The organism is Rhodococcus sp. NPDC077669 (genome assembly GCF_040686915.1).
GTDB lineage: Bacteria > Actinomycetota > Actinomycetes > Mycobacteriales > Mycobacteriaceae > Rhodococcoides > Rhodococcoides fascians.
Genome location: NZ_JBFBMD010000001.1, coordinates 1 through 21910 on the forward strand (window position 1 = coordinate 1; position 21910 = coordinate 21910).

Sequence of the window (21910 nt, forward strand, 5' to 3'; positions counted from 1 at the left end):
AGCGGATGGCTGATACATCGAATGCTTTCACCAAATAAAATTCGGCACTGACATTCATCGACACACTGTTGAGTTCTCAAAGAACACGCACACACCATTCACGTCCGAGATGATCTCGTCGGTGTCCGGGGCAACCGTTCCAGCTTAGATCGGATGTTCAGGCTCAGTCAAACTGGCCTTCGATCCGCGGTTAAGACACAACCGAAGTAGTGTCCGAACCAGATTGTGTAGCGCGCGTCCGCTTCGCTCAGGCCTTGCGGTCTGGGCTGGCGTCCGTGTCGCTCTGACTTGGACAAAGTTACGCCCCGGATAACAACGCGTCAAATCCCCAGGTCGTTCGGACACAATCGGTGTGAACAGCCTGGTCGCGCTCGATGGATTGCCCCTCGAGCGGATGTCCAAACCAAATTACATCAATGTGACTCCGGCCACTGGCCGATCCTGGATTCAGCGAGCCACGCGTGCTCCCGCAAAGTTCCGCTTCCCGCGCCGGACCACCAACCATTGTCCGTGCAAGAGGTCGTCGCTCGACGGTGTCCAGTTCTCGTCGGCGATCTTGACGTTGTTCACCGCTGCCCCGCCCTCTTTGACCGCCCGTCGCGCAGCACCCTTGCTCTCGCTCAACCCTGTCGCGACAAGGAGGTCGACGATCGTGTTCGGAGCACCCACCTCGATGTCGGCCACAGATGCCTCGTGCAACGCCGCTGCCAGAGTGCTCTCGTCGAGGTCGGTGAGCTCGGCCCGCCCGAACAGTGCTTGGCTGGCGAGTTCGACCGAGCGAGTCGCCTCTTCGCCGTGAACTAGAGTCGTCATCTCTGCTGCCAGTCGCTTCTGAGCTTCTCGCGCGTGCGGTCGCTCCTCGGTTGCTGTCTCCAATTCGGCCAGTTCGTCCTGGGACAGGAAGGTGAACCAGCGCAGGTACTTGACCACATCGGCGTCACCGGTGTTCACGAAGTACTGGTACCAGGCGTACGGGCTGGTCATCTCGGGGTCCAACCAGAGACTGCCACCACCGGTGGACTTACCGAACTTCTTGCCGTCCGACGACGTGACCAGGGGAACGGTCAGCGCGTGAACCTGTTCGGCGTCCTGCCGACGGTTCAGTTCCACGCCGGCGATGATGTTGCCCCACTGATCCGAGCCACCGATCTGCAGACTGCAGCCGTACTCCCGGCGCAGCTGGACGTAGTCGTTGGCCTGCAACAGCATGTAGCTGAACTCGGTGTACGACATGCCGTCGCCCTCGAGCCGAGTCTTGACCGTCTCCCGCGCGAGCATGACGTTGATCGAGAAGTGTTTGCCGACGTCTCGGAGGAAGTCGATGGTGGACAGCTCCCCTGTCCAGGACAGGTTGTTGACCACCACGCCACCGGTAGGGCCGTCGTCCAGGTCTACGAACCGTTCGAGCTGCCCCCGGATACGCGACGCCCATTCGGTGACCACCTCACGGGAGTTCATGGTCCGCTCCCCCACATCGCGAGGATCACCGATCAGTCCGGTTGCGCCGCCCGCCAGAATGATCGGCCGATGACCGGCCCGCTGGAACCGCTTCAAGGCGAGCAGCGGAACGAGGTGGCCGGCGTGGAGCGAGGGTCCGGTCGGGTCGAAACCGGAGTACAACGTGATCGGCCCGTCCGAGGTGGCCTTCTTCAGTGCTTCCACGTCGGTGGACTGCGCGATCAGTCCGCGCCAGGTCAATTCGTCGATGATGTTCTCGCTCACGACGTCGATCTTCCCGCATGCACTTGCCGCCGCCTCGTTCAGCCCTCACGCAAGCCGGGCTGGGGAGCGCGGGGACTGCGCCGGTAGTTCGACACTGCAGGCGAGGCCGGTAGCCAGAAACGCCACGGTCTGTCTGCTGCCACGCTCACACCCACGCGTGGACCGACTTTCAACGCCTCGTCGCCCAGCGGATGTTCGAGCAGCTCGAGGGTGATCGGTGACGACGCGTCGAACAGATCGGTCCCGTTGTCGGCAAGTCCCACTCCGAGTGCTCGTCCGAGATTGCCGGGCCCTCGAGCCCACCCGGCCTCGACCCGCGCTGTTCGCGACTTTCCGCCACCGCGCCTGCCGTCGACGAGGTCGTGACCTGCAACTACCTGACCGGCTCGAAGCAGGACGGCAGCGGCCGTCCCGTCCGGCCCGCAACTGACGTTCATGCACAGGTGCATGCCGTAACTCAGGTAGACGTACAGCCGACCCGCCGGACCGAACATCACGGCATTTCGGGGTGTCGGACCACGGAAAGAATGCGCAGCGGGATCGGGCCACGGACCGTCGACCGGACCGCCGTATGCCTCGACCTCCACGATGCGTACCGACACCGCGCCTGCATGGACGGTGGCCCCGAGGACACGTCGGGCTGCGTCGTCCGGCTCTCCGATTTCCAAGTCAGCAGCGTTCACCCGTCCCATGATGCTGAACCCTTGACCTCGAGGCATCGACGGGGCTATGACTGCATCGATCGATGAAAGTCTGGAGGCCGACATGGCGTTCACCGGGCAACATGCCGTCGAGATCACAGGGTTGACGGTTCGCCGCGGCAACCGAACGGTGCTGCACAATCTGTCCCTGACGATTCCGCGGGCTGCCATCACCGGCCTCCTCGGCCCATCGGGCTGCGGAAAGACCACGTTGATGCGCGCCATCGTCGGCACGCAGATCGTTGCCGGCGGAACCGTGACAGTGCTCGGATGCCCAGCCGGCTCCACCTCCCTGCGCCGCACCGTCGGGTACGTGACGCAGGCACCGAGCGTGTACCGAGACCTCACCGTTCGCGAGAACGTGCAGTACTTCGGGTCGCTCTACGGTCGCCGCCACTCCGAGGTGGCGTCCGCCATCGCGGCTGTCGGACTCACCGACCATGCGGCGTCGCGGGCGGGTGAGCTCTCCGGTGGCCAACTGAGCCGGGTCTCCCTGGCCAGCGCGCTGGTCGCCGAACCCGAACTCATCGTCCTCGACGAGCCGACGGTCGGGTTGGATCCCGTCCTTCGCTCGGAACTGTGGTCACGATTCGCCGCAATCGCAGCGGTAGGTACGACAGTGCTGGTCTCGAGCCACGTGATGGAGGAGGCAGAACACTGCAGCCAGCTCGTACTGATGCGCGACGGTGCCGTCCTGGACCGATCGAGCCCCGAAGCGCTACTGGCGCGGACGAAGGAAACGAACCTCGACCGCGCATTCCTCTCGCTCATCAGATCCACGGAACAGACATCGTGAACGCACGAATCTACGCAGCGGGTACGGGTCGAATCCTGCGCCAGCTCAGAGCCGATCACCGATCGGTGGCCATGGTCCTGCTCGTGCCGTCTCTACTGATTGTGTTGCTGTATTTCCTGTACCGAGACGTCCCGGCTCCGCCGAACCAACAATCGTCGTTCGATCGAATTGCGATCACGATGCTCGGCATTCTGCCGTTCGTCGTCATGTTTCTGCTCACGTCGATCTCGATGCAGCGTGAACGCAGCACGGGAACACTCGAACGCCTGCTGACCACACCGATGTCCAAGATGGACCTGCTTGCGAGTTACGGCTCGGCGTTCTCGCTCGCCGCTGTAGGGCAGGCGCTGCTCGCGTGCGCACTCGCATTCGGATTGCTCGGGCTCGACATCGAAGGCTCGATCGGGTGGGTTCTGGTGATCGCGGTACTCGGGGCGATGCTCGGAGTGGCGATCGGGCTGTTGTGCAGCGCTTTCGCACGTACCGAATTTCAAGCGGTCCAGTTCATGCCGGTCGTCGTGATCCCGCAGCTCTTCCTCTGCGGGCTCCTGGTGGCCCGCGATCAGATGCCGAGTTGGCTCGGTGCAGTCAGCAACCTTCTGCCGCTGAGCTACCTGGTGGACGCCCTGCAGGAGATATCCGTCCACCCCGATGCAACCAAGCGCATGGGGGCCGACATCGCCGTGGTCGTGATGTTCACCGTGGCAGCGCTGACCGGTGCGGCCGCGACATTGCGTCGGCGTACACCATGAACGAGGTGGTCTAGGACGTGGCGCGCGCCAGAATCGACTCGTGCTCGGCGTCGTCGACATCGCGCGCATCGTCGGCGAGCAACACCGGAATGCCGTTCTCTATCGGATATGCGCGACGCAGTCGCGGGTTGTAGAGCAATTCGTCCTCGACGAGCAGGAGCGGGCCCTTGTCCACAGGGCACGCGAGGATGGAGAGCAGTGTCGAGTCGATTGCCACAGGTGTCCTTCTGTCTGCTCCGACCGAGTCGGAGTGATGGTCTTCGTTCACGCTACCGAACGCCGATTGTTTCCGTCGTCGGGGCCGCCGGCCGTTCCTTCATGTCAGGAAGACTTCTCGGCGGTGGCCTGACGTCCCACGAAGCGTTCTGCCACAACAGCTTTCGTCAGTCGTCGGTAGCTGTTCGACTCCGGATCGTAGTACCACGATCGTGCGCTCGGAGTAGGAATTCCTGCCTGTTTCAATGCAGACGCGTTGGGTCGATAGGCGCGACCGACCGGGATGTCGGACACAACGTGGACGATCGCCGGACGCTCGTCCGGCAGAAGAACTCCCAGAGCATCGGTGAGAGCGCGAGCGGTGATCACCGCTTCCGGCTGCAGGGACACAGCGCACACTGCGACCTCGATAGCCGACGCTTCCATGCGGATCGACCGTGGCCCGTCGACGGCAACACGAACCCCGTAGACCACGGCCGAACCGACCTGGTCGAGATCGCCGACGGCGTCGACGATCGGCTGGGTGTACACCGGCCCCCGCGCCGAGCGCACCACAGTGTCCTTACGATCGATGAGCCAGTAATCGCCGTCGGAATCACGCCGGAACAGGTTCTCGGTGGGTATCCACGCGTCGGTGGGCTCGAAGACCCCACGCATGACATGGCTGGTCGCCTCTCCGTCACCGCTCGGGCGGCCCAGGAGCAGTCCGATCTCGTTGTCGCGGCACTGCCGCACGAATCCGTCGTCGTCCTCTTCGAGTCGACCGGTGATCGGGTCGTACGCCGCCAGAGCCACTCGCGCACTGCCGGGCAGAGGACGTCCCTTCGATCCGATCTTCGTCCCGGCGACATTGGCCAGAATGACATCGTTCTCGGTGGAGGCATAGAACTCGAGGACTCGCGCCGGGGTGAACTTCGCCAGCGTGCGACGCCACAATCCCACCGGCATACCGGAGCCGATGAACAGCCGAACCGGGTGACCGGTGTCGACCGGGAAGCGCCCCTCGTCGACGATCTGCTGCATCATCGTCCACGTGTAGCTGACGACGGTAACGCCGTAGCGGTACACCTCTTCCCTGAAGCGCTCGGGATCGAGACCACGGGAAAGAGCGATCCTCGATCCGCCGGCAAGCGCGCCGCCGATGGTCACGAGTATGCCCGCCGAATGATGCAGCGGTGCAAGGCAATACACGGTATCGCCGGGACCGAGAGCGGCCGTTGTCGCGGTACCGAAGGCGGACAGCGCCCAGCGGTGGTTGGTGATGTATCGCGGTTCGAGACCACGATCGGTCGTAGTGAACAGAATCATCGCCAGTTCGCGAGCGCGACCGGGATCCGGCTCGAACCAGGCGGGGAGTCGGACGGCGTCGGGGTCGATGGCTTCGAGGTCGATCACCTCGTAGCCGTCCGGAACCTCGAGTCGCCGCGTCTCACCACCGCCGAGCACTAGCACGTTGGGCGCAACCGGAACGGCCGCTGCGGCATTCTCCGGATCGGCGATCACAGTGTCGACGTCCACGGTGCGTAACGCGGCAGTGAGGTCGCTACCCGGCTGCAGCAACACCGGAACAGCGCCGATGCGCGACAGAGCCGCGATGGCGGCGAGGGCACTCGGCCTGGTCTCCATCAGCACACCGATGCGCGATGCCGGCCGTACACCGACACTGATCAGACCTCGAACCACGTTGTCGATACGCACGTTGACGGCGTCGTAGGTGTGCACACGGTCGTCGAAGAGGAAGCACTCGCCGAGCGGGGACTTTCTTCCCTGCTCAGCGATCAAGCGGCCCAACGAGACCCGACTGTGCGGCTGCATCTGCCCCAGCCGCGCCAGTCGCGGAAGGGTGCGCACGGCCTCGGTCGAGATCTCACGAGTGCCGCGCACAGCACCGGTCGCAGCCGAGGCCAATCCGCGTCCCACACCGACTCCCACTTCGGCGATGGAGGCAGCGGTATGGATGAGCCTGTTGGTGATCGACACTCCGCTGTCGCTGTCCGAGTGCTCCTCGTGTTCCATGACGCGAACTGCCTCGGGCTTCGGTCCGAGGTTCTCGCGCCACCGAATCCAGTTTCCGGTGGTCGGCCATGTCTGCGCAGCTGCCGTACTACCCACCACGAGACCGAAATGACCTGCACGCAAAGTGGTTTCGAATACCTGAGCACGAGGTGCGGCACGCCGGATTCCGCGGACCGCCAACGGCTGTCCGATGTCGTCCACCTCGCCGACGAACGCCAGCACCGGCACCGTCAACTCGGCAAGCGTCAACAGCCTGTCCTTGATGACGAAGCCGCCGGTCATCATGCGGTTGTGCACGACGAATTGCTTGAGCAACTCGGCCACGGCGGGCCCGGACCACGCCACCCAGCCGTCCATCGCCAGGAAGCGGCGCTGCGGCTCCCGAGGCAACAGTGCTTCCCGATCGTGCAACTGTCGCAGGAAATCCAAACGAGACCGCACGGTCTTCGCCGGGTCGAGTAGCTGGAATCCCGTCCGCGCCATCCACCCCGACACGGCCAAGCGCGTGAATACATGATCGGCGAGAAACTCCGCGCCCCGAGTGGCGACACCCGCCGGGATACCCAACGGCAAGCCGGCCAAGGTGTCGACCGGAGCCCCGAACGTGATGAGGCTGGCCAGGTTTCGTCCACCTCGATAGGCGGCAGCTTGGTAGCAGAACATGCCTCCCTGCGAGTATCCGCCGAGGTGAACGTCGCGGCCGGTGTGCTCGTGCACCTTGTCCACGACCTCGCTGATGGCGACGACGTGATCGGCCAGAGTACGGCTCCACCCGCCCTCTTCGGTATCGGGCGAACCGAAATCGACCACCCACGGGTCCATGCCCATGCCGTGCAGGATGCCGGCCGCACCTTGATCGGTGGTGACGTCGTACACGTCCGCGGAGACCATCATCGGCGGAATCAGCACCACCGGAGGACTGTCCACGGGAACGTCGTCGGGGAAGTAACGCCGCAACCGATACATCGGTTCACGGTCCATCACCCGAAAAGGTGACGGATCCACCTCGGTCTCGAGACCACCCAGTCGGATGACCTCGAGCCCGTTCTGGGCCGTTGCGATAGCACGCCGCAGTGGACCACGTACCGCGTCTGCATTCAGTCCCACAAATACACTCCTGCGTTCGGCCCCGACGGAACGACCGACATCGGTCTTCGCGTGACGAAAGCTTCTCACATCACACTCGTGGAATACGGCGAGGATGTCGACTAGTGCCGCAACACCGGCACCTCGGCCCACGCGCGCAACGTCGACGCAGTCGCCCGCACACCACCGAGTTGATGCGCCACCTGAACTGCCGCGGTGCCGCCGCGAGCATCACGCGACGAAATGGAACCCTCCACGGTGAGCACCTCGCGTACTGCCGGAGTGAGCGCCGGATCGATCGACGCGAGCTCGTCGTCGGTCAGATCCACCAGCCCCACGCCCCGCGCTTCTGCCGCGCGCACGCAGGCTCCCGCTGCCTCGTGGGCGACCCGGAACGCAATCCCTTGCCGCACCATCCATTCGGCGATATCGGTCGCGAGTGTGAACCCGGCCGGCGCGAGCTCGGCCATGCGATCGGTGTGGAACTCCAATGTCGCCGTCAAACCGGTGAGAGCCGGGAGCAGCAACTCGAGCTGTGCAACCGAATCGAAGACCGGCTCCTTATCTTCCTGAAGATCTCGGTTGTACGCCAACGGTTGTGCCTTGAGGGTGGCCAACAGGCCGGTCAGATTTCCGATCAGGCGGCCCGTCTTGCCACGAGTCAATTCGGCGACGTCGGGATTCTTCTTCTGCGGCATGATCGAGCTGCCCGTCGACCATGCATCTGCAAGAGTCACGTAACCGTATTCGGGTGTGCTCCACGAGATGACCTCCTCGGCGAACCGAGACAGGTCCACCGCCGTCATCGCCAACACGAACGCGGCTTCCGCCGCGAAATCACGCGAGGACGTGGCGTCGATCGAGTTCTCGGCGGACGAATCGAAGCCGAGTTCGGCGGCGATCTTCTCGGGGCTCAGACCGAGCGAGGAGCCGGCCAGAGCGCCGGAACCGTAGGGCGACACCGCCGCTCGCCTGTCGAAGTCCGCGAACCGCTGGACATCACGCAGCAGCGGATGAGTATGTGCGAGCAGATGATGCGCCAACAACACCGGCTGCGCCGCCTGCGAATGAGTCTTGCCTGGCATGACCGCGGTGGGGTGAGCCGCGGCCTGGGTCGCCAGTGCGTCCACGACGTCGAGAACACCGACCGCCACCCGACGGACGGCGTCGCGCAACCACATTCGAAACAGAGTCGCGACCTGGTCGTTGCGTGAGCGGCCGGCACGCAGGCGGCCACCCACCTCGGGTCCGACCCGATCGATCAATCCGCGTTCGAGAGCGCCGTGCACATCCTCGTCCGACTCGGCCGCGACGAACTCACCGGACGCCACGTCGTCGGCCAGCCGCTGCAAACCGTCGAGCATGGTCTCGAGATCCTGCGGGGTCAACAGTCCGGCACCGTTCAGAACCCGGGCGTGGGCCATGGACGCGCGAATGTCGTAGGGCGCGAGAACCCAGTCGAAGTGTGTCGATTTGCTCAGGGCTGCCATGGCAGCCGCCGGTCCGGAGGCGAAGCGCCCGCCCCACAGCGAGCCTTCGTTGGTTCCGTGTGCGTTGCTCGACGTGGTCACAGGCCCAGGTCCCGCTTCGCTGCGATCTTGGAGGAGAGCCCGTGCAGCTGCACGAATCCCTTGGCCGCGGACTGGTCGAACGTGTCGCCCTCGTCGTAGGTGGCGAGATTGAAGTCGTACAACGACTCCCCGCTGCGACGGCCGTTGACGATGATTCCGCCCGCGTGCAGGACCAGGCGAATTTCGCCCGAGACGTGTTCCTGCGTGTGCTGAACGAACGTGTCGAGCGCACCCTTGAGCGGCGAGTACCACAGGCCGTCGTAGACCAGCTCGGCCCACTTCTGGTCGGTATGACGCTTGTAGCGGCCGAGTTCGCGCTCGAGGGTCACGTGCTCGAGTTCTTCGTGCGCACGGATCAGCACCATCGCACCGGGGGCCTCGTAGATCTCACGGCTCTTGATGCCGACGAGGCGATCCTCGACGACGTCCAATCGGCCGACACCCTGAGCGCCCGCACGGGTGTTGAGTTCTTGGATCGCACCGAGCACCGACACCGGACGGCCGTCGATGGCGACCGGGCGACCCTTGTCGAACGTGAGGATCAGTTCGTCGGGCGCCTGGAAGTTGACCGTCGGATCCTCGGTGTAGTCGTACACATCCTTCGTCGGCGCGTTCCACAGATCTTCCAGGAAGCCGGTCTCCACTGCCCGTCCCCACACGTTCTGGTCGATGGAGAACGGCGACTTGGTGGTGACGTTGATCGGAATGTCGTTCTCCTCGGCGAACGCGATCGCCTTCTCCCGGGTCCACGCGTAATCGCGTACCGGTGCCAGCACTTCGAGCTCCGGAGCGAGCGTGTTGAAGCCGACCTCGAACCGGACCTGGTCGTTGCCCTTGCCCGTGCACCCGTGCGCGACGACGGTTCCGCCGTGCGCACGTGCGTTCTCCACCAGATGCTTGACGATCAGCGGGCGGCTGATGGCCGAGACCAACGGATACCGATCCATGTACAGCGCGTTGGATTGCACCGTCGGCAGGCAGTACTCGTCGGCGAACTCGTCCCTGGCGTCGACGACGACCGATTCGACTGCGCCGCAGTCCAATGCGCGCTGGCGGACGACATTCATGTCCTCACCGCCCTGGCCGAGGTCGATGGCAACAGCGACGACCTCCTTGCCGGTCTCCCGTCCGATCCAGCTGATGGCGACAGAGGTGTCGAGTCCGCCGGAGTAGGCGAGGATGACGCGTTCGGCCATGGTGATGACGCTCCTTCGTGGTTCGTGTGGTGCAGTGCGGAGTGACCGGATCTCAGTTTCCGCGTCGAGCGAGCTTTTCTATCTTGTCGGCGATCTCGCCGCCGGTGGTCGGTTCACGAGCGATGAGCAGAATCGTGTCATCACCGGCGATCGTTCCCACGACTTCCGGCAATGCAGCACGATCGAGCGCGCTGGCCAGGTAATGCGCAGCTCCGGGCGGTGTCCGCAGAACTGCCTGGTTTCCGCTGTGATCGGTAGACACCAACAGCTCCCCCAACAGCCGCAGGAGACGGTCGGTTCCGCCCGACACCCCGCGCACCGGGCTGCCGTCCTCGGGGACCACGTACACCCCGACGCCGCCGTCGGGAGCGCGCAACTTCACCGCACCCAACTCTTCGAGGTCACGCGACAGCGTCGCCTGGGTGGTGTCGATCCCCTCGGCGGCGAGCAACGACGCCAACTGCGGTTGACTGCGCACCTGATGCGTGGCCAGCAACGCGATGATCCGCGCCTGTCTGCCCGCGCGGGTCGACGCGGTCAGCGGAACCGCAGTGACGTCGTCACTCACGGTCGCCGAGCCTGCTCGAGGAGCCAGACCAGCAGTGCTTTCTGCGCGTGCAGACGGTTCTCGGCCTCGTCCCAGACGACACTGTGCGGACCGTCGAGCACCTCGTCGGTGATTTCCTCGCCGCGGTGGGCAGGAAGGCAATGCAGCACGACGGCGTCGGATTTCGCCTTCGACAGCAGCTCGGAGTCGATGCGGTAGGGCCGGAACGGAGCGACTCGATCGAGTCCGTCGTTCTCCTGACCCATCGATGTCCATGTATCGGTGACGAGAGCATCGGCACCGTCGGCGGCCTCGTCGGGGTCTTCGGTGACCGTGATGGACGCTCCGGTCTCCTCGGCGCGCGCACGTGCGGCATCGAGGACGTAACCGAGAGGTGCGAATTCCTTCGGAGCGGCAATTCTGACATCGAGTCCCGCGGTCACTCCGCCGATGAGAAGCGAATGTGCCATGTTGTTGGCACCGTCGCCGAAGTACGCCAGCGTCCGTCCGGTCAGGTTTCCCTTGTGCTCGATCAGCGTCTGCAGATCGGCGAGGACCTGGCAGGGATGGAATTCGTTGGACAGTGCATTGACGATGGGAATCGTTGCACCTGTTGCCATCTGCTCCAGCCGCTTCTGCCCGAACGTACGCCAGACGACTGCCTCGACGTAGCGGGAGAGCACGCGGCCGGTGTCCTGCAGAGTCTCCTCGCGTCCCAGTTGAGTGTCGCTTCCGGTGACCACAACGGCGTGGCCGCCCAACTGCGCAATGCCCAACTCGAACGAGAACCGAGTTCTGGTGGAGTTCTTCTCGAAGATCACACCGACACCCTTCGGCCCCTCGAGCGGCCGCTTGGAGAACGGAGCCCGCTTGATCTCGGCCGCGAGCGCCAGAATTTCGCCCTGCTGCTGCGGGGTGATGTCGTCGTCGCGAAGGAAGTGCTGAACGGTCATGGCTGGTGTGCCTCCTGTGCTGCGTCGAGAATTGCCGGTAGTGCCGAGACGAACGACGCGGCCTGCTCTTCGGTGATGATCAGCGGCGGTGCGAGCCGCAATACGTCTGGTTGCGCTGCATTGATCAGGAAGCCTGCGTCACGGGCCGCTGCCTCGGCTGCAGGCGCAACCGCGGCCGTGAGCACCACTCCGAGCAGAAGCCCGGAGCCCCGAACATGGCTGACGAGAGGGTGTTCGAGAGCCTCGATGGAATGAGCGATGGTCTTGCCGAGGCTGTCGGCGTGCGAAACGAGGTCGTCGGCGGCAATGGTCCGCAACACCGCCAACGCAGCAGCGGCGCAGACCGGGTTGCCGCCGAAGGTGGTGCCGTGCTTGCCCGGATGCAACAACTCTCCCGCCGCCCCGATGCCGATGCAGGCTCCGATGGGCAGACCCCCGCCCAGCCCCTTGGCCAAGGTGATCACGTCGGGCACGATGCCGACCGACTGGTGGGAGTAGAACCAGCCCGTGCGGCCGATACCGGTCTGCACCTCGTCGAGGACCAACAGCGCGCCGTGCTTCGCCGTGATCTCACGTGCGGCAACGAGATACCCGTCCGGAGGAACGACCACGCCGCCCTCCCCCATGATGGGTTCGAGAAACACTGCGGCGGTGTCGGAATCGACGGCTGCCTCGAGCGCGGCGATGTCTCCGTAGGGCACGTGCTGGACACCGGCAGGCATGGGTTCGAACGGAATTCGCTTGTCGGCTTGTCCGGTGAGCGCCAGTGCACCCATCGTCCGTCCGTGAAAGGCCTTCTCGGCGGCAATGATGTGGGGACGACCGGTCAGACGCGCGATCTTGAACGCCGCCTCGTTGGCCTCGGTACCCGAGTTGCAGAAGAACACTCGTCCCGTCGCACCCGCACCCAGGTGTGCGAGCAATTGCTCGGCCAGTTCGATACCCGGTTCCGTCGCATACAGATTCGACGTATGACCCAGAGTGGAGAGCTGAGCAGTGACCGCCTCGATCACCGCAGGATGAGCGTGGCCCAGGATATTGACGGCGATACCGGCCAGCAGGTCGAGGTACTGCTTGCCGTCGGCGTCGGTCACCACAGCGCCTTCGCCTCGAACGAGCGCTACTCGCGGCACACCGTAGTTGTCCATCAGCGACGTGGACCACCGCTGCTGTAGATCGACCGTGGACTGCGTGCCGGTCATGACGTGACTCCTGACGTAGACGAGTGATCGGGGGTGACCATGGTGCCGATCCCCTCACCGGTGAACAGCTCCACGAGAACCGAATGTTCGACGCGACCGTCGATGACGTGCGCCGACGGCACGCCGGTACGAACGACCCGCAGGCACGCTTCCATCTTCGGAACCATCCCGGCATCGAGCGTGGGCAGCAAGGCGTCGAGTTCCGACGCGTCGATTCGAGAGGTCAGCGAGCTGCGATCGGGCCACGCCGTGTAGAGACCCTCGACATCGGTGAGCACGACCAACTTCTCGGCCCCGATCGCACTGGCGAGAGCAGCAGCAGCGGTATCGGCGTTGATGTTGTGCACCACGCCGTCACTGTCGGGTGCGATGGTGGAGACCACCGGAATGCGTCCTGCGGCAATCAGATCGAAGATCGCCTTCGGATCTACCGAGGTGACGTCGCCCACCAGACCGATATCGGTATCGACGCCGTCGACCAGGACCGAACGACGCGTCGCGGTGAACAGGTGCGCGTCCTCCCCCGAGATTCCGACGGCATAGGGCCCGTGACTGTTGATCAAGCCGACGAGTTCACGGCCGACCTGCCCGAACAGCACCATCCGAACGATGTCCATGACTTCCGGTGTGGTGACCCGGAATCCGCCGCGGAACTCACCCGTCAGGCCGAGTCGGGTGAGCATGGCCGAAATCTGCGGGCCTCCGCCATGTACGACGACGGGGTGAATTCCGACGGTGCGGAGAAACACCATGTCGGCGGCGAATGCTCGTTTGAGATCGTCGTCGATCATGGCGTTCCCGCCATACTTCACCACGACGATCTTGCCCGAGAAACGCTGGAGCCAGGGCAGTGCCTCGGCGAGCGTGAACGCCTTCTGCGCTGCGGTCAATGGTGTTGCGGCAGCGGTCATGACGAGTACGCCGAATTCTCTTCGACGTAGGCGTGGGACAGATCCGTCGTTCTGATCGTGGCCGTACCGGACCCGAGTCCGAGGTCGATGGTCACGGCAATATCGACTCCGGACAGGTCGACCTCGCGCGCACCCGGAGCGCCGACGCCGTCGATGCACACCGGATTGCCGTTGAACGACACGGCAATCCGATCCGGATCGAGTTCGATCGGTGCGATACCGATTGCCGCCAGTACACGACCCCAGTTGGGATCCGAACCGAACAGAGCTGTCTTGGTGAGACTGTCCCTGGCGACCGTCCTCGCACCGACGAGAGCCTCGTCCTCGGACACTGCACCGGAGACGGTGATCTTCACTCGCTTGGTGACGCCCTCGGCATCGGCCATCATCTGGTCGGCGAGGTCGTCACACACCGCCAGAACAGCAGCGTCGAGGTCCTCCTGCGAAGGGCTCACACCGCTCGCCCCAGAGGAGAGCAGCAGTACCGTGTCGTTGGTGGAGGACGCACCGTCGACGTCGAGCCGGTCGTACGACAGCCGGGTCGCCGCACGCAACGCCTTGTCCAGCTGTTCCGAAGTGGCGACGGCGTCGGTGGTGATGACACTGAGCATCGTGGCCAACGACGGTGCGAGCATGCCCGCGCCCTTGGCCATCCCACCCACATTCCACTTGTCTGCGTGATGAACCGCGGCCTGCTTCGGCACGGTATCGGTGGTCATGATCGCGTAGGCGGCATCGGTGCCTCCGGAGATACCGCCGGCCAGTTCGTGCACCACCTCGGTCACCCCGGGCAGCAGCTTGTCCATCGGCAACCGGTCGCCGATGAGACCCGTCGAGCACACGGCAACGTCGATCGCCCCTGTTTCCGAACCCCAGTTGCTCAACACGGACGCGACCTCCTCCGCCGTCCGATGCGCGTCCTGGAAACCGGGTGCACCGGTACAAGCGTTGGCACCGCCCGAGTTCAACACCACCGCGCGAAGCCGACCGGTGGTGAGCACCTGCTGCGACCACAGCACCGGCGCGGCCTTGACCTTGTTGCGGGTGAAGACGCCCGCTGCCGTGAAGTCCGGGCCCTCGTTGAACACCAGAGCCAGATCGGACCTGCCACTTGCCTTGATACCCGCGGGAATCCCGGCCGCACGGAATCCGGCGGGAGACGTCACGCCCTGGGAACGCACCAGCTTCCCCGCGATCGAGGCGACCGCGTCCGTCTCGCTCTTCAGGCCGGTCATGGAGCAACTCCTACGGTAGAGAGACCGTCGGTCTCGTCGATTCCCAACGCCAGATTCATCGATTGCACTGCTGCACCGGCTGTTCCCTTGGCCAGGTTGTCGATGGCCGCGATGACGACCAGCAAACCGGCGTCTGCATCGACGGACACACTCATCTGCACAGCGTTCGATCCGATGACCGAACCGGTCTGCGGCAGCCGCCCGGCCGGAAGAACATGAACGAAGGGCTCCGCGGCATAGGCCTTCTCGTACACCTCGACGGCCTGAGCCTCGGTAGCGGTGGTCACGGCCGTACAGGTGGCCAGAATGCCACGCGGCATCGGCGCGAGTACCGGAGTGAACGACACCGACACGTCGGTACCGGCCACCGCCGACAGATTCTGCACGATCTCCGGAGTGTGCCGGTGCGCGCCTGCTACCGCGTATGCGCGAACCGAGCCCATCACCTCGGAGCCCAGCAGGTCGGCCTTGGGTGCCCGGCCCGCACCGGACGTGCCGGTGACCGCAACGATGTTGACCCGTGGCTCGATGATTCCGGCGGCAACTGCCGGGGCCAGGGCAAGACTCGACACCGTCGGATAGCACCCGGGCACGGCGATACGCGTGGCCCCGACCAGGAGCTCGCGGTGCCCCGGTAGCTCTGGGAGCCCGTACGGCCAAGTCCCCGCATGCGGAGACTTGTAGTACTTCTCCCAGGCTGCCGAGTCGTTGAGGCGAAAATCGGCACCGCAGTCGATGATCACCACGGATTCGGGCAACCGAAGCGCGAGTTCGGCGGATTTACCGTGCGGCAACCCGAGGAAGATCACGTCGTGCCCGGCAAGTTCGTCGACCGTCGTGGGGCCGAGAACACGGTCGGCAAGCGGCAACAGGTGGGGATGGAACTCACCCAGTGTCGCGCCTGCATTGCCGCCCGCAGTCAGCGCTCCGATGACCAACGAGCCGTCGCGTACGGCCGGGTGGCCGAGCAGCAGGCGAAGGATCTCACCACCGGCGTAGCCACTGGCACCTGCCACCGCGATGCGCTTCGGCGTTGCCTCCGAAATAGTCATGCGGTTTATTATGCAGCATCATGCAAGCTCATTCATCGGCGGGCCGGAAACGCTAGCTGTTGCCCATCGATCTACGGATTTCGTCGAGCTTCTTTCGGCCGGCTTCCTGCCGATCGTTCCACTGTTTGTCCAGGTCCTGACCGGCTCTCGATTCCCGGTCCAGCTCCTCCGCCCCGACAGCCGTACCCGAGCGGTGCTCCACCTTTTCTCGCACCCCGTCCCAGGTCGGCACCCCGGAGTCGGTGAAGTCGCCCGTAATAGCACCGCCGACATAACCCCCACCCCCGCCGACTGGCAGGTCGTCGACCAATTCCGCATCGATGACGCCCGGCACCGTTCCGCCCAACGGAGCTCCCGGTGGTGGATCGCCGAGCGGCTGGTCGATACGAGGTTTCGTCACCTGCGGAACATCCACATCGGGAACGGTTCCCGGCGGGACGCCGCGATCCGGCCCGGCGGGCTCGGGTTCCGCCGTCCCCAACTCGGCCGCCAGAGCAGATGCCGCCGCTGCCACCGGAGCCAACCGAGGTCGGCCGACAACCGCCGCGAGAACCTCGTTCAACACCTGCAGATCCGAGGCCGTGCCCTGCGTGTCGGATTCACTCATCGGCCGCTCCCGTCGTCGTACCCGTCATGACACCACGCTACGCACAACACCGGCCGCGCCGTCGACGGTTCAGCTACGCAGCTGGGCACCGACCGCTGTGGACGCCGCAGCCACGGCTGCGTCGCGAGCCGCCGTCGCCTGATCCTCGGTCAGGGTGCCGTCCGTACCGCGGAACCGGAGGGCGAACGCCAACGACTTACGCCCCTCGCCGACCTGCTCACCCTCGTAGACGTCGAACAGTCGGATGGACTCGAGCAGTTCTCCACCGCCGATCGTCAGCGCAGCCTCGACGGACGCAGCGGGCACGGACGCGTCGACCACGACAGCGACGTCCTGCAACACGGCCGGGTACGGCGATACCTCGGGGGCCGGAAGCGATTCGACGACGGGCAGAGCACTCAAACTCAGCTCCACCGCGCACGTACGCGGCGGCAAACCGGCTCGCTCGAGCACGGCCGGATGCAGTTCGCCTGCATGCCCGACGACCTCACCGTCGAGAAGAACCTCGGCGCACCGGCCCGGATGCCAGGGAAGGTGTTGTGCGGCACGAAGATCGACGTGCACACCGGACGCCGCGGCAACCGTGCGCACAGCGGCGAACGCGTCCGCGGCCTCGGCTGCTCGGCCCGGACCCCAGGGCCCAGAGGGCTCACGCTGACCGGCGAGCACCACGCCCACGTGTACCGGCTGTGCGGGGAGGGACCCACGGAGCATCGCGATCTGATCGTCGGTCGGTCGCCGATCGACCGGCAACGCGTCCACTGCAGCGGTGGCGTCGTGCCGGAGAACGACCTGGGCGATTCCGAACAAAGACACGTCCCGCTGACCGCGGGCGATATTCCTGCTCAGCATTTCGAGCAGACCGGGAAGCACGGTCGTCGCAAGCTCGGGGCGGTCGGCCTCGAGCGGGTTCAACACCGACGTCGTCGCTCGGCGCGGGTCGTCCGCGTCGAGGCCCCACGTGTCGAAGATTCCCTTGGGCAGGAACACCGGCGGAAGAACCTCGACGTAGCCGGCGAACGCAAGGGCCTTGCCGACTGCCCGCCGACGCTTCTGCTCGACGGTGAGGCCGCGCCCACCGGGAGCGGACGGCAGAATCGACGGGATCTTCTCGAGCCCTTCGAGCCGCAGCACCTCTTCGACCAGATCGGCGCGCTGCACCAAGTCGGGTCGCCACGAGGGAGGATCGACGACCAGTTGTCCGTGGCCGCCACCGTCGACATCCACCTCGACGGTGCAGCCGATCTGAGCGAGCCGTCGAGCAGCGGTCCCGTCGGGGTACTGCACACCCGCGATCCGATCGGGCAGGTCGAAGTCCATCGTCACCGACGGGAACCGGGCAGCCTCGCCGATGTCGGTCAGCACCGGCTCGATACGGCCACCGGCGATCTCGACGAGCAACTGTGCGGCCCGATCGAGCGCCGCAACCGGGAGCGCCGAATCCACAGTCCGCTCGAATCGCTTGCTCGCCTCGCTCGACAGCTTGTGGCGACGGCCGGTTCGGAACACCGCGAGCGGATCGAACGATGCTGCTTCGAGAACGACGTCGCTGGTCGAGTCGTCGACCTCGGTGGACGCCCCGCCCATGACGCCGGCCAACGAGATGGCTCCCGTTCCGTCGGCGATGACCACGTCTTCCGCATCGAGCGAGCGCTCGACGCCGTCGAGCGTCGTGAGCGTCTCCCCCGCATTCGCGCGCCGCACGACGAGATCACCGTCGAGCTTGCTCGCGTCGAAAGCATGCAACGGCTGGCCGAGCTCGTGGAGCACGTAGTTGGTCACGTCCACGGCCACCGAGATCGGTCGCACCCCGGCCAGCAGCAGTCTCCGCTGCATCCACCAGGGAGTGACGGCAGCAGAATCGATACCCACGACCTTCCGCAGAGCGAACCGAGAAGTACCGGACTCGGGCTCGACAGTCACGGGCCAGGCGTCGCCGGTGACCTCGGTGGGCATCGTGCGCGCCGGATCCACATACGGAAGATCGAAGCTGCACGCCAACTCACGGGCCAGGCCGCGCACCGAGAAGGCGTATCCGCGATCCGGTGTCACGTTCAGCTCGATCACCGAGTCATCCAGGCCCAGAACGACTTTGGCATCGTCTCCGGGCTGCGCAGTACCTTCAGGTAGTACCAGGATCCCGGAGTGGTCCCGGCCGAGACCGAGCTCGAGCGTCGAGCAGATCATTCCGTTGGAGTTGCGGCCGTACGTCTTGCGCGACGCGATGGCGAATCCACCGGGCAGAACGCTGCCGGGCAGAGCCGCGACGATCAGGTCCCCCTCGGCGAAATTGCGTGCTCCACAGACGATCTCCTGAGGCTCGTCGGCCCCCACGTTCACGAGGCAGAACCGAATGGGCTTCTTGAATTCGGTCAGTTCCTCGATCGACTCGACCCGACCCACCACGAGTGGCCCCGTCACGTTGTCCAACGAGACCAGCTCCTCGACCTCGAAACCGACGCGTACGAAACCCTCGTCGAGCTCGTCGGGCGAGACGGACCAGTCGGGAGTACCCGCGTGCAGGACCTCGGTCAACCAGGAATGTGGGACTCGCACGTGTGCTCAGCTCTTTCTTGTATCCGAGATGAAGTGGGGCTGGAGAGTAGCGGCGTCAGGCCTGAACACCGAAGGGCAGAGTGAACCTGATGTCCCCCTCGACGATGTCCCGCATGTCCGGGATGTCGTTGCGGAACTGCAGAGTTCGCTCGAGACCCATGCCGAACGCGAAACCGGTGTACACCTCCGGGTCGATGCCGCTGGCCTGCAACACCTTCGGGTTGACCATTCCGCAGCCACCCCATTCGACCCAACCGGCTCCACCCTTCTTCTTGGGGAACCACACATCGACCTCCGCAGAGGGTTCGGTGAACGGAAAGTAGTTGGGCCGCATCCGAGTACGCGTATCGCTGCCGAACAGAGCCTGCGCGAACGCGTCCAGCGTTCCGCGCAGATGCGCCATCGTCAGGCCCTTGTCGATCGCGAGCCCCTCGACCTGATGAAAGACCGGAGTGTGCGTCGTGTCGAGCTCGTCGGTACGGAACGTTCGGCCAGGACAGACGACGTAGATCGGCACCTCGCGAGAGAGCATCGATCGCACCTGCACCGGCGACGTGTGCGTACGCAGTACCTGCCGCGAGCCCTCCGGCGCGATGTGGAACGTGTCCTGCATCGTGCGAGCCGGGTGATCGGGCAGGAAGTTCAACGCGTCGAAGTTGAAGTGCTCGGTTTCCACCTCGGGGCCCTCTTCGACCTCCCAGCCCATTCCGACGAAGACGTCGGCAACCTGCTCGGAGATGATCGTGATGGGATGGCGCGCTCCGACGGGTGCCCGGTCGGTCGGCAGCGTCACGTCGATCGTCTCGGCCACGAGAATTGCCGCATCGCGCTCCGCCGACAGCACTGCGCGGCGCTCGTCGAAGGACTTCTGCACCCGGTCTCGTGCCACCTTGACGCGCTTGCCCGCGTCCGCCTTCTGGTCACCGGGAAGAGCTCCGAGGGCGCGCTGAGCCAACGCCAGTGGCGCCTTTCCACCCACGTGATCGATTTTGACCTTCGTGAGCGCATCGAGGTCCGACGCGTCGGCGAACGCCTGCTCGGCCGAGTCCACCGCAGCGTCGAGTGCGGACCCTTCGAGAACGCTCGGATCTACCGGCTCGGGCCCGGACTCTTTCTTCGCCACGACAGATGCACTCCTCGAATAATGGTCGGTCTGCACGAGGCAGAGTGGTAACGATCCTAGGCGACCGTATTCACGGGTTCGCCGACCGTCGTCGAACACGGGCGCTCGCGTAGAGACACAGTGCCGCGGCGGTCGCCAGGTTCAGACTCTCCGCCCGACCGTGGATGGGAATTCTGATCCGGTGATCGGCAGCTTGGGCAACGGGGAGGGACAAACCGTGGGCCTCGTTGCCGAACAACCACGCAGTCGGCTGCTGGAGCAGCTCGTCTGCGTCGTCCAGGTCGACTTCGCCGTCGGCGGCGGTCGCCACGACCGTCAGTCCTGCACGGCGCAGTGCGTCGACGCCGCCCTCGATCGAGCGCTCCCGCGCGATGGGGAGATGGAAGACGCTGCCGGCCGAGGCCCGCACGCATTTGCCGTTGTGAGGATCGACGGAGTCGCCGAGCAGGACCACAGAATCGGCCCCCGCGGCGTCGGCAACACGAATGATCGTGCCGGCATTACCAGGCTCGGCCATTTCCACAGGAACGGCCACCAGCCGCGGTGTCCCGGCCAACGCACGGCCGATCGGGACGTCGACCAACTCGGTGACTGCGATCAGGCCCTGCGGAGTGACAGTGTCGGACAACGCCTTCGCGGCCCGATCGGTGATCGGAAACACCCGTGCTCCAGCGGCCTCGACGGAGGCGATGAGGCTCTCGTGTCGGTCGAAGGCGTCCGCGGTGAAGAACAGCTCTCGGACCGAACCGAACCGCGCAGCCTCGGACACAGCATTGAAGCCCTCGGCAAGGAACAGTCCCGCCTTCTTGCGCTCTGCAGCGCGAGCGAGCTTTACGGCCGAAACGACCCGCGGAGTTCGCTCGGTCAGCGAATCCACGGGTCGTTTCGGAGTTGAATCGTCGTGCGGCGACTCGCTCAGGCTGCTTCTCCAGCAGGAGCGTTGACATCGGCAGGCAATGCAGCCTTGGCGATGGCGACCAAGCCGGCGAATGCCTCGGCATCGGACACAGCGAGCTCGGCGAGGATCTTGCGGTCCACCTCGACGCCCGCGGCCTTCAGGCCCTGGACGAATCGGTTGTAGGTGATGTCGTTGGCCCGCGCTGCAGCGTTGATTCGCGTGATCCACAGCTTGCGGAAGTCACCCTTGCGCGCGCGGCGGTCCCGGTACGCGTAGGTGAGCGAGTGGAGCTGCTGCTCCTTGGCCTTGGTGTACAGACGTGAGCGCTGTCCGCGGTAGCCCTTGGACGCTTCGAGAATCGAACGGCGCTTCTTCTGGGCGTTGACGGCCCTTTTTACGCGTGCCACTGGTGAATCCTGTCGATCTGGGGGCGTGTGAAACCCCGAATGGTAATGGGATGAAGCCGACCGAAATCAGTCGGCGGCGGGCCGGATCAGATGCCGAGCAGGCGCTTGATCCGAGGCACGTCGGCCTTCTTGACAACGGCGACGCCATCGAGGCGACGAGTCACCTTGGTGGGCTTGTGCTCGAGCAGGTGGCGACGGCCGGCCTTCTGGCGCAGGATCTTGCCGCTGCCGGACACCTTGAATCGCTTCTTGGCACCACTGTGCGTCTTCTGCTTGGGCATGAAATCCTCTGTTCTGTATTAGCTCTTCGGTGATGCATGGCACAGACACGCAGCGCCTCGGCACGGACTGCGCACCGAGGCG

20 protein-coding genes are annotated in these 21910 nt (G+C 64.9%); 2 read left to right on the forward strand and 18 right to left on the reverse strand.

The annotated features are described in order from the left end of the window. Positions 1-447: 447 nt before the first annotated feature. Positions 448-1722, reverse strand: coding sequence for a tyrosine--tRNA ligase (gene tyrS / locus AB0P23_RS00005; RefSeq protein ID WP_027497224.1), 1275 nt, complete (start codon positions 1720-1722; stop codon positions 448-450). A 38-nt stretch (positions 1723-1760) separates the two neighbouring features. Continuing rightward, positions 1761-2414, reverse strand: a complete 654-nt coding sequence (locus tag AB0P23_RS00010; RefSeq protein ID WP_032365509.1) for a DNA-3-methyladenine glycosylase — start codon at positions 2412-2414, stop codon at positions 1761-1763. A 37-nt stretch (positions 2415-2451) separates the two neighbouring features. Here AB0P23_RS00010 and AB0P23_RS00015 point away from each other — a divergent pair, with 37 nt between their 5' ends. After that, a complete protein-coding gene (locus AB0P23_RS00015; RefSeq protein WP_230591926.1) occupies positions 2452-3219 on the forward strand; it encodes an ABC transporter ATP-binding protein in 768 nt (255 codons plus the stop codon). Then, the gene (locus AB0P23_RS00020) at positions 3216-3971 is read left to right on the forward strand and encodes an ABC transporter permease (RefSeq protein ID WP_027497227.1); all 756 of its coding nucleotides are present in this window, start codon (positions 3216-3218) and stop codon (positions 3969-3971) included. The genes AB0P23_RS00015 and AB0P23_RS00020 overlap by 4 nt, the downstream gene beginning before the upstream one ends. Before the next feature lie 10 nt (positions 3972-3981). Here the strand turns inward: AB0P23_RS00020 and AB0P23_RS00025 are convergent, their stop codons facing one another. The 16 genes from AB0P23_RS00025 to rpmI all read right to left on the reverse strand — a co-directional run bounded on the left by AB0P23_RS00025 (position 3982) and on the right by rpmI (position 21828). Next, entirely contained in the window at positions 3982-4188 is a 207-nt protein-coding gene (locus tag AB0P23_RS00025; protein ID WP_027497228.1) for a Trm112 family protein, read from the reverse strand. Between the two features lie 104 nt (positions 4189-4292). Beyond that, positions 4293-7310, reverse strand: coding sequence for an AMP-binding protein (locus AB0P23_RS00030; protein ID WP_206498115.1), 3018 nt, complete (start codon positions 7308-7310; stop codon positions 4293-4295). A gap of 101 nt (positions 7311-7411) precedes the next feature. Continuing rightward, positions 7412-8860, reverse strand: coding sequence for an argininosuccinate lyase (gene argH, locus AB0P23_RS00035; protein WP_027497230.1), 1449 nt, complete (start codon positions 8858-8860; stop codon positions 7412-7414). Continuing rightward, positions 8857-10056 (reverse strand): argininosuccinate synthase, encoded by a 1200-nt coding sequence (locus tag AB0P23_RS00040; RefSeq protein ID WP_048318718.1) that lies wholly within the window; start codon positions 10054-10056, stop codon positions 8857-8859. Before AB0P23_RS00040 ends, argH begins: the two co-directional genes overlap by 4 nt. Positions 10057-10108: 52 nt before the next feature. Then, a complete protein-coding gene (locus tag AB0P23_RS00045) occupies positions 10109-10597 on the reverse strand; it encodes an arginine repressor (RefSeq protein WP_027497232.1) in 489 nt (162 codons plus the stop codon). A gap of 23 nt (positions 10598-10620) precedes the next feature. Next, the gene (gene argF, locus AB0P23_RS00050; RefSeq protein WP_032365513.1) at positions 10621-11556 is read right to left on the reverse strand and encodes an ornithine carbamoyltransferase; all 936 of its coding nucleotides are present in this window, start codon (positions 11554-11556) and stop codon (positions 10621-10623) included. Then, on the reverse strand, positions 11553-12758 hold the full coding sequence (locus tag AB0P23_RS00055) for an acetylornithine transaminase (protein ID WP_219519443.1): 1206 nt from the start codon (positions 12756-12758) through the stop codon (positions 11553-11555). Before AB0P23_RS00055 ends, argF begins: the two co-directional genes overlap by 4 nt. Continuing rightward, complete coding sequence (argB, locus tag AB0P23_RS00060; protein ID WP_206498117.1) at positions 12755-13669, reverse strand: acetylglutamate kinase; 915 nt, start codon at positions 13667-13669, stop codon at positions 12755-12757. The genes AB0P23_RS00055 and argB overlap by 4 nt, the downstream gene beginning before the upstream one ends. Then, a complete protein-coding gene (gene argJ, locus AB0P23_RS00065) occupies positions 13666-14904 on the reverse strand; it encodes a bifunctional glutamate N-acetyltransferase/amino-acid acetyltransferase ArgJ (protein ID WP_206498118.1) in 1239 nt (412 codons plus the stop codon). Before argJ ends, argB begins: the two co-directional genes overlap by 4 nt. Then, the gene (gene argC / locus AB0P23_RS00070; RefSeq protein WP_094716024.1) at positions 14901-15956 is read right to left on the reverse strand and encodes an N-acetyl-gamma-glutamyl-phosphate reductase; all 1056 of its coding nucleotides are present in this window, start codon (positions 15954-15956) and stop codon (positions 14901-14903) included. The genes argJ and argC overlap by 4 nt, the downstream gene beginning before the upstream one ends. A 52-nt stretch (positions 15957-16008) precedes the next feature. Beyond that, positions 16009-16563 carry a hypothetical protein gene (locus tag AB0P23_RS00075; RefSeq protein WP_206498119.1) on the reverse strand — a complete coding sequence of 185 codons (555 nt, stop codon included), beginning with the start codon at positions 16561-16563 and terminating at the stop codon, positions 16009-16011. 69 nt (positions 16564-16632) lie between these two features. After that, entirely contained in the window at positions 16633-19119 is a 2487-nt protein-coding gene (gene pheT, locus AB0P23_RS00080) for a phenylalanine--tRNA ligase subunit beta (protein ID WP_206498120.1), read from the reverse strand. A gap of 55 nt (positions 19120-19174) precedes the next feature. Next, positions 19175-20242, reverse strand: coding sequence for a phenylalanine--tRNA ligase subunit alpha (pheS, locus tag AB0P23_RS00085; RefSeq protein WP_206498121.1), 1068 nt, complete (start codon positions 20240-20242; stop codon positions 19175-19177). A 70-nt stretch (positions 20243-20312) separates the two neighbouring features. After that, positions 20313-21119, reverse strand: a complete 807-nt coding sequence (locus tag AB0P23_RS00090; RefSeq protein ID WP_206498122.1) for an RNA methyltransferase — start codon at positions 21117-21119, stop codon at positions 20313-20315. A 38-nt stretch (positions 21120-21157) separates the two neighbouring features. Then, positions 21158-21547, reverse strand: coding sequence for a 50S ribosomal protein L20 (gene rplT / locus AB0P23_RS00095; protein ID WP_008715924.1), 390 nt, complete (start codon positions 21545-21547; stop codon positions 21158-21160). An 86-nt stretch (positions 21548-21633) separates the two neighbouring features. Further along, positions 21634-21828, reverse strand: coding sequence for a 50S ribosomal protein L35 (gene rpmI, locus AB0P23_RS00100; RefSeq protein ID WP_008715923.1), 195 nt, complete (start codon positions 21826-21828; stop codon positions 21634-21636). Positions 21829-21910 lie beyond the last annotated feature (82 nt).